Origin of the sequence: Lysinibacillus sp. RS11 (assembly GCF_042019215.1) — a bacterium.
GTDB classification, from domain to species: domain Bacteria; phylum Bacillota; class Bacilli; order Bacillales_A; family Planococcaceae; genus Lysinibacillus; species Lysinibacillus xylanilyticus_A.
In genome coordinates this window covers 4,781,609-4,795,748 of record NZ_CP168124.1, presented here as the reverse complement: position 1 = coordinate 4,795,748, position 14,140 = coordinate 4,781,609, and the positions used below count along the sequence as shown (strand labels likewise).

The window sequence follows — 14,140 nt, the reverse complement described above, 5'->3', positions numbered from 1 at the left end:
TTTTATATTTGAGAAAGGTGATGATAATTTTATGGAAGAATGGCAAATTGCACTTGGAGAGTTTTTAAAAGATTGGAAGAACAGAAATGATGTCGTAGGTGCACTTGTATGTGGGAGTTATGTTACTGGAAATCCTTCAAAGCGTTCTGATATAGATATACATATTATTTTAACTGATGATGTAGATTGGAGAGAGAGAGGAAATAAAATTATTAATGGCTTTCTTATAGAATATTTTGCTAACCCTCCAAAACAAATTCAAAAATACTTTCAAGAGGATTTTCAAAACCATAGAACAATGTCCATGATTCAGTTTATTACAGGAGAGATTTTATTCGATAACACGGGAATAATTAGTGAAATAAGAATCGAGGCTGAAAAATGGCTAAATAAAAAATACGATGAACTAAATAAAACAGCTTTAGAAATAAAAAAGTATTTACTATGGGATTCATTAGATAATTTAAAAGATTGTTGTGAACAAGACAAAGAAGATTTCCACTTTGTCTATTATAATTCATTAGCTAATTTATTCTCGGAGTACTGTAGGTTTTTAAATTTAGAAAGCATTCCTTATTATCAAATTAGGTCCTACCTTGTAGATCCAATATACAGTAAGAAATATGTGAAAAAGGCTTTTCCCGATTCAATATTTAAAGAAATGTTTTTAAAAGCATTACAAGAAGCGGATAAACAAAAGATGATCGAGATTTATGAAGAGTTAGTAAACCATGTATTTAATCAGGCTGGTGGTTTTGAAATAGATGGTTGGAAAATAAAAAGTCCCGTCGAAGTATAGATATTTCAACTTGCGTTAAAATAAAAAAGAAATAATTTTAAAATAGCACTAGAAAATATTGTGAAAATTCGCTATATTTTAATGTGGAGTGGGGCTGGTGTAAAAACAAGACTGGTTCCATCTTTTTATGTTATTATAGAGATATAATAATTAAAAAATCCTCATTATTATATGAAAATGCTAGCCAATTTTAGGACAATTATTCCATAAAGATTCAATAAATGCTGGATTTCTTGATGAGGGAATAGGAGGTTTTTCTCTTGATTTATTAAGAGGAAGGCTCGAAAAATGCACATAACTCTCATATAGATAGTTAATATTTTAATCTTTAGGTAATTGTGATAAACTGCAATAAGGTAATAATTGATACAGAAAAGGTGTGCTCAAAAGTTACTCCATGGCTTACTGAAGCAGGAGAGCTTACATCCTTTCTGCAAATCTTAATATATAAGGAAGGTAAAAATGAGTAACAGACAAATTAAATCAGATGTTATCTTAATTGGTGCCGGAATCATGAGTGCTACTTTGGGGACATTACTTAAAGAATTAGCACCAGATTGGAAAATTACAGTGTTTGAGCAGCTTGATAAAGCAGGTGAAGAAAGTTCTCACGAATTAAATAATGCGGGAACTGGGCATGCGGCACTTTGTGAGCTTAACTACACTTCAGAGAAAAAAGACGGGTCAATCGATATTAGTAAAGCGATTAACGTTAATGAACAGTTCCATGTTTCAAAACAGTTTTGGTCTTATCTTGTGAACAATAAACTGATCAGTAATCCACAAGACTTTATTATGCCTTTACCTCATATGAGTTTAGTACAAGGGGAAGACAATGTAGAGTTTCTAAAGAAACGTCATGAAACGATGACAAAAAATCCTTTATTCCAAGGTATGGAATTTTCTGATAACCCAGAAAAACTAAAGGAATGGATTCCTCTTATTATGCAGGATCGTCCAGCAGATGAAGCTATCGCTGCGACAAAAATTGATACTGGTACAGACGTTAACTTTGGTGCATTAACACGTATGTTATTCGATCACTTAAAAACTAAAGACGTTGATATCAACTACAATCATAGTGTTGAAAGCATGAAACGTACTAGCGACGGTTCATGGGAAGTACGAGTGCATGACAAAAACGGCTGTAAAATGGAATACCATACAGCGAAATTTGTCTTCCTTGGAGCTGGTGGAGGAAGCCTAGAGTTGCTTCAAAAATCAGGTATTCCTGAAGGAAAACATATTGGTGGATTCCCAATCAGTGGATTATTCTTGGCATGTAAAAATCAAGAAGTTACTGACCAACATCATGCAAAAGTATACGGAAAAGCTAAAGTTGGTGCTCCACCAATGTCTGTTCCGCATCTTGATACACGTTACATTGATAACAAAAAATCATTACTATTTGGACCGTTCGCAGGTTTCTCACCTAAGTTCTTAAAAACAGGTTCGAATATGGATTTATTTGCTTCTGTAAAACCGCATAATATTACAACGTTATTAGCGGCAGGGGTTAAAGAAATGGGATTAACAAAATATTTAATCCAACAACTTATGCTATCTAAAGAACAACGTATGGAAGAGCTACGTGAATTCATCCCGAATGCTAAGAGCGACGATTGGGATATTATTGTAGCTGGTCAACGTGTACAAGTTATTAAAGATACACAAGCTGGTGGTAAAGGAACGCTTCAATTTGGTACGGAAGTTGTAAGTGCTCCTGATGGCTCAATTGCTGCATTACTTGGAGCTTCTCCTGGTGCTTCTACTGCTGTACACGTTATGCTTGAGGTAATCAATAAATGCTTCCCTCAAAATGTTAAAGAATGGGAACCTAAAATCAAAGAAATGATCCCATCTTATGGCAAAAAATTAGCAGAAAACCCAGAGCTTCTTAATGAAATTAATGCTTCTACAGACGAAGCCCTTCGTTTAAAATAAAATTTTGATGTAGAAACAGTGGATGTAAGCATCATGTTTCTACGACATATAATATAGAACCTTCAATCTAATTTTGGATTGAAGGTTCTATTTTTTTGTTTCCAAAAAATCGGCTCATCACCATAACGAGCGGTTGATTTCCATTCCGACTGGGCGCTTTACCGCTGACGCTTCGCTCCAGGGTCTCGGGCCAACAGATGTTTTTTTGCGCGAAAGCGTAGTGCAAACGTAGCGGCAGCAGCAGGATGTTTTTTGCGCGAAAGCGTAGTGTTAACGTAGCGGCAGCAGCAGGATGTTTTTTGCGCGAAAGCGTAGTGTTAACGTAGCGGCAGCAGCAGGATGTTTTTTGCGCGAAAGCGTAGTGCAAACGTAGCGGCAGCAGCAGGATGTTTTTTGCGCGAAAGCGTAGTGCAAACGTAGCGGCAGCAGCAGCACGATGTTGGTCACGAAGGCGTTATCACAGGACATGATGCTCTTAGCCTTCGTTCCCCTATCGCTAATCCCCAAGGAGTCGCCCGGTTTCCACTCCAATCAACTAATATACAGGTATATACTTAAAAAAATGTCATCCAAAACTTTTGGTGATAATCCAAAAAAATTTTAATTACAAAATAAGTATAGTTGAAAACTATCATCCATATTAATAAATATATTACAGTAGAGTATAATTAATGACAAAATCATCATGATTTAATCAAAAAAAGTTGAATGGAGACCATTAATCAAAGATGTCCCTTCAATTAAAGCAAATTTTTCATGAAACTTTAGGGAGGAACGGGAACTGGATGATTACTCTAAAAGGTGTTGGGAAGTTTAATGATCTACCGGAAATTGCTATGCATATTTACAAAGGGAATATTCCAGCTTTACAGGCTGCCATCAAAGTAGGCTGGGATATTGAAGAAGACATTATATTGAGTAGGTATATCTCGCTAAGTCCTTTAGATATGGCGCTTAATTGTCAAAGATTAGATGTTATAAAGCTATTAGTAGATCATGGTGTTAACCTAAACGTTGAAAATAATCCAGCGTTTTTGCAAGCTGTTCGTTATTGCAAGGGAGATATAATTCGCTATATTGTAGCGCATGGAGCGAAGCTAGACATGCTCAATCAAGTCGGGTCTGGCGCCTATTCACAGGCTTACTATGGTAATAAAAAAAATATTCCACTCATTCATGAACTAGGTTTGGATGTAAAGCAACACGGTGGTCCCGTATTGCGTCAAGCTGTGTCAAACCATGATATGAAGACCATTACATATCTACTCGATCAAGGGGTGGACATCAACTATAATAGTCCAGATATGGTTTATCCTTATGAAGCAACTCCATTAACAGAGGCAACACGAATGGGAAATCTAGCTATGGTGCAATACTTAGTAGAGCGTGGAGCGGATGTTACTTTAGCAGAAAAAGATGGTGAGCGTCCATATACGATTGCAGTTGGCAATAAAAATACAGCTTTGGCCGATTATTTGAAATCACTAGAGCCATCTGAGCTACATGATGTAGAGAACAAAAAGTATGCGCTGAAAAAATATAAGTTGAGTGATGAACTGATTAGCTTTCTTACGGGAGACAAGCTACGCCTTGATCTAGATGCAAATGATTATGGAATTAGCTATATAGACTTTTTTACACTAACGGATACGATTGAAATGAAGGGTGGTCGTCAAAGGCTACTGCGTTTATCGGCAAATATTTACAATTATTCAGATTTACAGATAGTATGGAATTCAAAGAAGAAAGGGCAGATTGGTTGCTATGATGTAGAGCATCAAGAATATGCAGATTTGTGCAGTTTTAAAGATTTTCTTGTTAAGCCGGAAATATACCTTATCAAGTTTCTTGAGGGGGAACTGTAGGAGGAATGTCTATGTATTTTGTCAGTCAGCCTAAACCATTTCAACATGACTTTCTTGTGGAGATTGAGGCAATATTTTTTCCGCCAGGCTATCTAACATTTCTGCAACAGTTTGGAGCAGGAACTTATAGAGGATGGATATATGTTCACTTACCCGATAGTGAGGTACTAAAGCCTTTTGTTGAATACGATTTCTGGGAGCATAACGAAGGGAGTCCGATTACTCAGCAACAAATCGGTGAGTGCATAGTTATTGGCACAACAATTGATGGTGATTTTCTAGCTGTACATCCTGAGGTCGATCAGCTGCTCTGGTTGCCTCGCCACGCTGATCGCGTACTAACTGTGCAAAAGAGCGGGGTTGAAGACGATGAAATATTTACGGTAGTGCTAGATAATCTATATCATCAAGTTTACGGCGAAGCTCAAGAAGGCCCCATGTATTACGAGCCTTGTTCTGACTCACAAAATTATCATTTTTTACGTTTACCACCAAAAGAGGAGGGGCCTACACTACAAGACCTAGCTAAAATGTTTAAAGCTGCTTTTCTTCCAGATTTGATAATGGAGAACTCGTATATTTGTAAATTTTTCTATCAGATGTTAGGTGGCTATGTAACATTTAATTATGCCTACGGGCAAGAAATCGCCATTATATATGAGCAAGATAAACAACAGTTATACAACGATATAGAGGAATGGCTCGTAACAAAAGGATCTGAACGTATATAACTTACATAAAGATCCCAGGAATTGAAGCCGCGAATTGATCCAATTTCTAAATAGAATGCGTTCACAAATATATTACCACCTAGCATAAAAGGTACTGAAATTAGGGTAGCGACTAGATTATACGCAACACAGCTTCCTTGTCGAGCGACCTATAGACCATACAAGATAAAATAGGGGGAGAAGCACATCTTTTATTAAAAAAAGGTGTGCTTTTACATTTTAGTACCTAAGCTTCGAAAAGCAGAATTGGATAGATCGTTTGACATACATTGAACAAAAGAAAAGCAATAAAGCGACAAGGAGGGCTAGAGGAATGCTGAACATAACTGGAAGATCGACGCCATACCATATGCTCATCTTTATTTGATCAAGGCCAAACGTTCGTAAAATGCCAGCTAGTATTGCTAATAATGCACTTAAGACCAAGCCTGCGTAGAGGACAGATAATACAAGGAGTGCTAATGAGCAAAAAAAGGCTTGAATGATTTTTATGATTGTCATTCATTTTCCCTCCGTATTATTTGTTGTACTTTAGCATTTGGAGCAATTGAATAGCTTTCTGTATAGTAAAGTGTTTTGATCTTACAATTGCTCCCTACTGTCACAACATCTCCGTCAACGATTTCCGCATTCGTATAGGAAAGACGTAAATTTTTCCCTTTTATACAATTGCAAATCAATTTTTTCTTTAATAATGGGAGGATAGAAATCTTATCCTTTTCTATCCACACTTCATCTGCAATAAGCTCTCCAATTTCACTTTCACCAGACAGTTTTAAATGAAAACGTTTGGTCAGTATTTCTGCTGCTTTTACAATGCCAATTGAATATACAGTTTCTGCTTCTAGTCTTTGTTCAATGGTTAATTTTCCAGAACTATTTAAATTCAATACTTGCCCATTGCGCATTTTTAAACTGCCGGCACTCTTCATTTCATTAATCTCACAAAAATCCTTTATCGTACATGATCCGGTACTATTTAAAACTTGTACTGCCACGGGGGAGTGAAAAGAACTATGTCCATGAGTGGAGATTTTTTGTAGTCGTACTTCTTGATGTATAGCAACAGACCCACGGATATTTAATTGTTCAAAGTCTGCTGCTAAGTCTTTAATATTGCCGTTAGTAAGGGTTACGGTACGTAGTTTTTGAATCAAGAATAATCACCTCATGTTAATTTAATTAATATATATTTCAATTATTAAAACATATATTAATTAAAGTATATGTTACTTTGTTTTGTCAAGAACTAAAAATTTACCGAATATCTATCCTGAAAATATGCTTTTTATGTATTTTCTGGGCAATAAAAAAGGGATTTCAATTGTATGAAATCCTAAAAAATTTTTTTCATTAACTGATTAACTTCACTTAGTACTCTTGCCATATCTTCAAGCTTTTCCTGTGGGAATTTCAAAAATATTTCTTGAACCTTAAGTGCGCCATTATTCGTTAAAGCCATTTTGACTACTCGGCGATCTTCGCTTTCTCTAATCCGTTGTACTAAATCTAATTTTTCTAGCTTATCGCACATGGATGTAACTGCTCCAGGTGTTACACTAAAGAAGTCAGCAATTTCAGTTGCTTTCATTCCATCATTAATTTTTAGTTGGAGAAGGAGGATAAGCTGGTTTTGAGATAGTGACTCTCCTTCAGAGAGAAGATTGACGAACATTTTCGATGTTTGCTGTATTTCAAGCATCTCTCTCATAATGATTTCCACGTTACGTAATTGATTGTTTTCTGACATATAATCTCACCTGTTAAAATATTTAATAATTAAATTATATAGCAAATATATAATTGGGGCTACTACTGAGATGTCGGAAAGCGGCCCGACGCTCGCCCGCAGCGGAAATCAGAGCCTTCTAATTTAATTAGGGTGGATAGAAATGGTTAATCAACACACCTGTTATTTTATAAAAGTATCGCACATCCATTTATAAAATTTTTCTTTCTCTTCAAATTGCGGATAATGAGCTGATTCCTCAAAGGCAATAAATTCTTTCTTATTGGCTTCAATCATATCAAAGTAATTTTTCGCTGCATTAGATGAAGTTTGATAATCATATTTCCCCATAACAAAATAGCTTGGTAATTCAAGTTTTTTTACTATAGTGGGTAATGGTGTTTTTATTACTTCCTGAAGTAAAGCCTCTTGCGAGTAAGATACCCCATAGTTATAACGGATTACATCTAATAAGTTGTACTCACTACTAAATAACATACCAATGTTATGACCGTCAGGATTTTCAATAAGTCTTGAGGCCCCACCGTATTTCGCAATATAGTTACGTGGAGTAAACGCATCACCATTTTTAATTTGTTCAGTTAACCCTTGCAAATATAAAACGTCCTCTGTATTGCCAGCATTTTGAGCCTGATGAATAACGAAGTTCAAACTATCAATCTCGCTTTCCACAATATCACTCATCTGGCCAATTCCAATGTATGCTTCATATTTTTCAGGGGCTTTGTAGGCAGCCTGTGTTGCAAGATAAGTACCATAAGAATGACCAATTAGTATGACCTTTTCTTTGCCGAGGTGTTCTGATATATAATCCGTCAAAGCTAATAGATCGTCTACCAGTAAGTCTGATGAAAGATTAGAATAGTCCTCGAAAAAATGATATGATTTTCCACTTGCTCTTTGATCGTAATTTACAACCGTAAAATTGTTTTCCAATAAGTCTTGATACTTACTGGCATACGGTATTTCTGAACATCCTGGTCCGCCATGTACAAAAATAATGACCGGATTATTCTTATCTTTGCCACGTATCATTATTTCATGACCGCTACCGTTTATATTCACTTGTTCTAATGAACTTATACTGTTATCACCTTTTATATGCGAAGTCCATGTAGGAAAGATGATTGCTATAATTAGTAATATAATAGTTATTATTCCAAAATAGATTAAAAACTTCCTTATATTTTTCATATATCCCCTTTCTGCTAAATGTGAATTAAAACAAAAATTTAGATCCGTTTAGGTAGAGTTGTTGAATTGTACATTTTTCTTTTATAAACATAAAAGTACATGCTTAGAGGCCACCATAGGACGACGAAAATTGGGTAGATAGCCCATATTACTCCTGGTGAAGAGACAACATTTACGGTAATAAAAAAGATACTGATAAGAATTGTAGAGGTAACGGAAAATGCTACAAATGTTTTTCTTTGTGCATGGTACAAAGCTAAGGGCCACCATATTACTAAAAATGCTGGATAGATCGCCCAAGGATATGGATGAGACAAAATAATATTTAATAAGGAATAATAAATGATGGTAGTTGCGCAGCCTATTAGCGCAATTTTTAAGGTTTTTGCTTTTTCTTCTAAGTACATAAGGAGTGGCCACCAGATGATTGGATAAACCGCATAAATAAACCATAAATAATCGGGTGAATATAAATAATTTTCAATGATAAGAAATGCGATAATCATAGCACTACAAATAAGAGAATATTGTTTATACATTTTTTTAGACATGAAATATAAAGTAATTGGCCATAGCAAAAGCAGTAAACAAGGGTATATAAACCAAATTTTTTGAGGTGAGGTTGTATAATTAACGATGCCTAAAAATATTATAGTCATCAAACTACCAGCAATCGAAAAGCTAATAAGGTTCCTCATGTTTTATTCACTCCATTTCTTACGTGACCAAACGAAGTACATAGAGAGTGGCCACCATAATATTGCGAAGATTGGGTAAATCGCCCAAATTGTCTGTGGTGTATAGTAAAGATTAATAAAAATAAAAAATGCAATAATTAACCCACTGCCCCAAATAGAAAATTCTAAATTAAGTTTGGCCATATTTTTCTTTTTGGGCTCTTTAACGCCTAATTCCTTTTTCAAATCCTCCATATCTCCAAATTCTACGATAGCTTTGTTAATGGCATCCTCTTGCTCTTTCCCTTGATCCAATAAATAAAATACTTTTTCTTCAAGATTTTGAATGATTTCTTGTTTCACCATCTCTGTTTCTTTGTTACGAGGAATATCTTTAAAAAGCTCATCAATATGGTTTTTTATTCTTTTCATTCTAAGCCCTCCATAAATAAGTCGATAATTTCTTTTACTTCCGACCACTCTTTTACTAGCTCGTTTAAATAAGCTTTACCTAAAGGGGTAATACGGTAATACTTTCTTTTGCCTCCATGTGAAACATCGCCATAGTAGGCTTCAATAACTTCCTTTTTTTCTAGACGCTGAAAAACTGCGTACAATGTTGCTTCTTTAATTTGAAAACGATTATTTGTGCGGAGACTTATTTCCTGAGAAATTTCATAACCATAACGATCTTTCTCTAAAATTAGCCTTAAAATAATGGAATCCAAGTGTCCGCGGATGATGTCACTTCGAACCATAAGTCACCTACTTATTTTTATTGCTCTATCTGTCAGAGTAATATTAGCAAACATTACTCTACCTGTCAAAGTAATTTTTGAGCAATAAAAAAATCCCCTTTCACTTCAACGGTGAAAGGAGATTGATGATTTATTGTTAGCTATAGAAATGTCAGTATGTTTATTACATATACAATGCTGCAAGAAAGATCCCTAATACTTCTTCATAGATGTTGTCGAATTGGCTGATTGGAAGCGGATTTGTACCACTACCTAATTCAACGGTAAAGCCAGGTCGACGCCAATCTTGAATAAACCAGTCTTTATAGCCCGCATAACTGCCTGCCGAATTGATCGGCTCATAGCCACTGACTCGACTAAACTCGTTAACAAGAATTTCTGACTCGGGTGGTTCGAGATTTTCAAAGCCCCAATAAATCACTCTTCCTTGTGTATGAAATGCAAGAACTCTTGCAAAATCGCGCTTTTTTGTCAAATCAGCCATAGCAATGGTCTCTGGCTCGGACAAAGGTCGTTCTCCACCATAATCTCTTGGCCCAGGTGTTTTTGGATTGCGTGCGTTCTCTAGCTCCCATTTTGCAGGGAACTGGTCGTTCAAATCGACGCCATGTATATTTGCCTTCCAATTAGAGAAATTGGTGCTACCATTGTTCCAACTAATAAGTTGATCTCTTAATGCTTCGTCATTAGGTGGGCCTTGTATCACTAAGTCGACACCATCGGGATTGACCATCGGAACTATGGAAAGGGTTGTTTGCTGGTAAAGTGGGAATGTAGAAAGACCTCGAATTGTGCTTTGATTGGTGAGAGCGAGTAGGTAGTCATTTAAAAAAGTTAAAATGATCGGAGTTGTAATCCATTCATTCGCATGAAAGGAGCCGTTATAATGAACACGCTTCGTTCCGTTCCCGATTAGAAGCTCTGGAATCTCATGTTTTAAAACAGAATGCCCGACTGCAGAGCTTTGTAGAAATGGATAAGCAACGAGTAGTTTTTTGATTTCGTTCATCATAATGGTGGATGTATAATTTTGCTTACCATTGACGAGCCTCCATGTAATTCGTTGGGGAATGCGAATGGTTTGGCCAATTTGCAAGTGATTTGGATTAAGGGTAGGATTGACCAGCAATATGGCTACTAGTGGGAGATTTCTGCTTTGGGCTATCTGCCAAAACGTATCTCCTTGCTTTATTTGATAATTGTCCGTAACAAAACCTGGGATTCGAATGCGTTGACCGACCCTTAGAAATTGAGGATTAATATTTCGGTTGGAATCAATAATTAGTTGAAGAGGCATTTTAAACACTTCACTGAAATGCCAAAGAGAATCCCCGGGTCTTACAAAAATGTCCACAATTTTTCTCTCCTTACTATCAAATTATACCTCGGCAAAATAGTTCAATATAAAATGTATATGAAGAAAATAAGAGAATTATTAACTTTTAATGGATCATCACCCAAAGTTGTGCATGACATAAACGAATGTCATTTATATAAGTTGATCCCCGTTCCGACTGGGTGCCCATAGGAAAGCGCCCAGTCGGAACGGAAACCAACCACACGTTATGGTGATGAGCGTTAAATATTTCTCGAAAAGAGATTATTATCTCAACCTAAGAGAAAGAAACTTTGTTATTTTTTGATGTACAATTATACTGGAATTAGATTTGTATGATAGGTGAAGGTAGGAAAACAAATGTTAAAAAAATTAAAGCTAGGTATACGAACCAAAATTACGTTAGGCTATATTGTTATCATACTTTGTTTACTTGCATCAGTGATCATCTTAAATAATCAAATTACCTCTCTACAAAAAGAAAGAAATTATATTATAAAGAATAATTCAAATATACATGCTCTAACCAATCGCATTGAAAAATACATTTTAGATATGGAATCGAGCCAGAGGGGCTTTGTTATTACAGGTGAAGTAAGCTATTTAGAGCCCTATTACGAAGCTGATGAAAAGTGGAGATCCGATTTTAATGAACTTTATCAGCTTTTAGAAAATAAACCAACAGAACAACAGAAGTTAAATGAGATAAAGGCGACGATTGAGAATTGGATTACAACATCAGGGGAACCAGCCATTAAATTTAAAAAAGAAAACAATGCAGAAGCGTTATGGGAAATCTATGAAGTAGATGTAGTGCGTAAAGAACTGGAAACAGTACGAAATCAGTTTGAATCACTCCGTTCAGCGGTGGTTGCAACTATGCAAGCCAAAGTAAATGATTTGGACAAGAGGGATAGTATTGTAACACTTACACTGCTTGGCATACTAGTATTTATTTCGGTTGTTGCGATTACCATTGCAAGTAGTATTTCTCGTTCAATCGTAAAAACGTTAACAGAGGTTACACGAACAATAAGAGAAATTGCTGCTTCCAAGAGCAGTCAAAAAGGAAGAATTCATGTTAAAACAAATGATGAAATCAATGCTCTTGCAGGTGCTACAAATGAGTTGTTGGATGCGCTTGAGAGAAGAGAATGGCTACAGTTGAATATTGCAGAAATTGTCACAAAATATCAAGGCATTTCTGCCATTACTAAATTAGCTGAAACCTTCCTTTCAGAAATAGCACAAAAAACGCAGTCTTCCCTTGGCGCATTTTATATTCGTGAATCTATTGATAATAATATACGGTTTGTGAAAAAAGCTACTTTTGCGGATGATAGTGATAGCATTGGAAGCGAAAGCTTTAAATTGGGACAAGGCGTAATTGGACAATGTGCTTTAGAAAAAAGAGTTTTAATATATAACGATATTCCTGAAGACTTTCGTTTAATAGGCACTGGCTTAGGGAAAGTACCGCCAAAAGGTATCTTTATCGTCCCTATTATATTTGAGAATGACGTAATAGCTGTCGTTGAATTAGCCACAATGACTGGCTATAGTGAGCTGCAGCAAGAATTAGTGAAGCAAGTTATCGGAACATTTGGGTTAACCATTAATAGTGTTTTAGGACGCGTGGAAATTGTACGTTTATTAAATGAATCAACAACGATGGCAGAAGAATTACAGGTACAATCTGAAGAATTGCAAATGCGAACAGATGAACTGACAATGATGAATGAACAACTGGAAGAAAGAACAAAAGAGGCCGAGTCAAAGTCGAGAGAACTAGAAAAGGCTAAAAAGGAATTAGAGGAAAGTGCGGAACAACTGTTACTAAATTCAAAGTATAAATCCGAGTTTTTAGCTAATATGTCACATGAATTGCGAACACCACTGAATAGCATATTAATTTTATCTGAAATGTTAGCTGAAAATAGTCAAAATCATATAACAGAAGAGGAAGCTGAATTTGCAAAGGTTATCTATTCTTCTGGTGAAGATCTGCTCGGGTTAATCAATGAAATTTTAGATTTATCGAAAGTGGAGGCAGGCAAGCTGGATATTATTTTTGGTGAAGTGAATATGAGTGAGGTTCCTGTACAAATCGAGCAAACCTTTGTGCCTGTAGCAATGAAAAAAAATCTACAATTCCATATTTCGAAAGCCGAAAATGTAATGGATGTTTTCTATACGGACGAAAAAAGATTCCAGCAAATTGTGAAAAATTTATTATCAAATGCCTTTAAATTTACAGAACAGGGCTCAGTTAATTTAAATATCAAGCAGCTTGATTTAGAACAGTTAACAAATAATATGCAGGATATTAGTACGGACTGGTTAGAAATCAAAGTTTCGGATACAGGTATAGGGATTCCAAGGGACAAGCATCAGCTCATTTTTGAATCGTTCCAACAGGCTGATGGAGCAACTGTACGTAAATATGGTGGTACAGGTCTTGGATTATCCATATGTAAAGAGTTTGCTAAATTACTTGGCGGTTGGGTTTCCTTACAAAGTGAAGAGGTACCTTGAACCGGGGATGTATAAGGTAGCGGCTACTAATGAAATATTTGATTCAGGAGAGGTAAAAGAACAACAGCTACCAGAAATTCAGGAAGTCTCTCAGCGTGAGGTGGAAGTTTTTCAAGGGAAAAATATTTTACTTGTAGACGACGATGATCGTAATATATATGCGTTAAAAACGGCACTTGAAAAACGAGGCATGCATATCTTCGTTGCAAAAGATGGCTTAGAGTGTTTAGCTATTATGCGAGCCAATCATAAAATAGATCTTATTCTTATGGATATAATGATGCCGAATATGGATGGCTATGAAACAATGTCGATTATACGAAAACAAATGAAGCTTACGGATTTACCGATTATTGCTTTAACGGCAAAGGCTATGGAAAGTGATCGAGATAAATCATTGGAAGCTGGTGCTTCAGATTATATAAGTAAGCCATTTAATTTAGATCAATTAGTATCCGTTCTAAAAGTATGGCTAATTGCTAAATGAAGTTTATAAGTATGAATCAATTTCAGCCTTTGGATAAGGAGAAACGACGATTCAAAAATATTAT

12 protein-coding genes and 1 pseudogene are annotated in these 14,140 nt (G+C 35.7%); 5 read left to right on the top strand and 8 right to left on the bottom strand.

Annotation, left to right across the window (positions count from 1 at the left end; genetic code table 11):
• Positions 1-31: 31 nt before the first annotated feature.
• Together AB9L17_RS24775 and AB9L17_RS24770 are read left to right on the top strand one after the other, a co-directional pair.
• On the top strand, positions 32-799 hold the full coding sequence (locus AB9L17_RS24775; RefSeq protein ID WP_068985767.1) for a nucleotidyltransferase domain-containing protein: 768 nt from the start codon (positions 32-34) through the stop codon (positions 797-799).
• A 462-nt stretch (positions 800-1,261) separates the two neighbouring features.
• Positions 1,262-2,743, top strand: a complete 1,482-nt coding sequence (locus tag AB9L17_RS24770; RefSeq protein ID WP_375199906.1) for a malate:quinone oxidoreductase — start codon at positions 1,262-1,264, stop codon at positions 2,741-2,743.
• A gap of 270 nt (positions 2,744-3,013) precedes the next feature.
• Here AB9L17_RS24770 and AB9L17_RS24765 read toward each other — a convergent pair whose 3' ends face one another.
• Complete coding sequence (locus tag AB9L17_RS24765; RefSeq protein ID WP_375199905.1) at positions 3,014-3,250, bottom strand: hypothetical protein; 237 nt, start codon at positions 3,248-3,250, stop codon at positions 3,014-3,016.
• Positions 3,251-3,528: 278 nt separating this feature from the next.
• Between AB9L17_RS24765 and AB9L17_RS24760 the strand changes: the two genes are divergently transcribed.
• Both AB9L17_RS24760 and AB9L17_RS24755 read left to right on the top strand, forming a co-directional pair.
• Positions 3,529-4,608 (top strand): ankyrin repeat domain-containing protein, encoded by a 1,080-nt coding sequence (locus AB9L17_RS24760; protein ID WP_068985765.1) that lies wholly within the window; start codon positions 3,529-3,531, stop codon positions 4,606-4,608.
• 11 nt (positions 4,609-4,619) lie between these two features.
• Entirely contained in the window at positions 4,620-5,339 is a 720-nt protein-coding gene (locus AB9L17_RS24755; protein WP_068985764.1) for a hypothetical protein, read from the top strand.
• A 497-nt stretch (positions 5,340-5,836) separates the two neighbouring features.
• On the opposite strand, the gene AB9L17_RS24750 is transcribed toward AB9L17_RS24755, so the two are convergent.
• From AB9L17_RS24750 to AB9L17_RS24720, 7 genes are all read right to left on the bottom strand, one after another.
• Positions 5,837-6,496, bottom strand: coding sequence for a hypothetical protein (locus tag AB9L17_RS24750; protein WP_068985762.1), 660 nt, complete (start codon positions 6,494-6,496; stop codon positions 5,837-5,839).
• Positions 6,497-6,675: 179 nt separating this feature from the next.
• Entirely contained in the window at positions 6,676-7,089 is a 414-nt protein-coding gene (locus tag AB9L17_RS24745) for a MarR family transcriptional regulator (protein WP_068985761.1), read from the bottom strand.
• A 162-nt stretch (positions 7,090-7,251) separates the two neighbouring features.
• Positions 7,252-8,283, bottom strand: coding sequence for an alpha/beta fold hydrolase (locus AB9L17_RS24740; protein WP_068985760.1), 1,032 nt, complete (start codon positions 8,281-8,283; stop codon positions 7,252-7,254).
• A gap of 38 nt (positions 8,284-8,321) precedes the next feature.
• Positions 8,322-8,981 (bottom strand): hypothetical protein, encoded by a 660-nt coding sequence (locus AB9L17_RS24735; RefSeq protein ID WP_068985759.1) that lies wholly within the window; start codon positions 8,979-8,981, stop codon positions 8,322-8,324.
• A 3-nt stretch (positions 8,982-8,984) separates the two neighbouring features.
• A complete protein-coding gene (locus AB9L17_RS24730; protein ID WP_068985758.1) occupies positions 8,985-9,392 on the bottom strand; it encodes a permease prefix domain 1-containing protein in 408 nt (135 codons plus the stop codon).
• Complete coding sequence (locus AB9L17_RS24725; RefSeq protein ID WP_068985757.1) at positions 9,389-9,718, bottom strand: PadR family transcriptional regulator; 330 nt, start codon at positions 9,716-9,718, stop codon at positions 9,389-9,391. The genes AB9L17_RS24730 and AB9L17_RS24725 overlap by 4 nt, the downstream gene beginning before the upstream one ends.
• Positions 9,719-9,881: 163 nt before the next feature.
• Positions 9,882-11,072, bottom strand: coding sequence for a M14 family metallopeptidase (locus tag AB9L17_RS24720; protein ID WP_068985756.1), 1,191 nt, complete (start codon positions 11,070-11,072; stop codon positions 9,882-9,884).
• Between the two features lie 342 nt (positions 11,073-11,414).
• On the opposite strand from AB9L17_RS24720, the pseudogene AB9L17_RS24715 reads away from it, so the two are divergent.
• Positions 11,415-14,076 (top strand): annotated as a pseudogene (locus tag AB9L17_RS24715) (response regulator).
• Positions 14,077-14,140 lie beyond the last annotated feature (64 nt).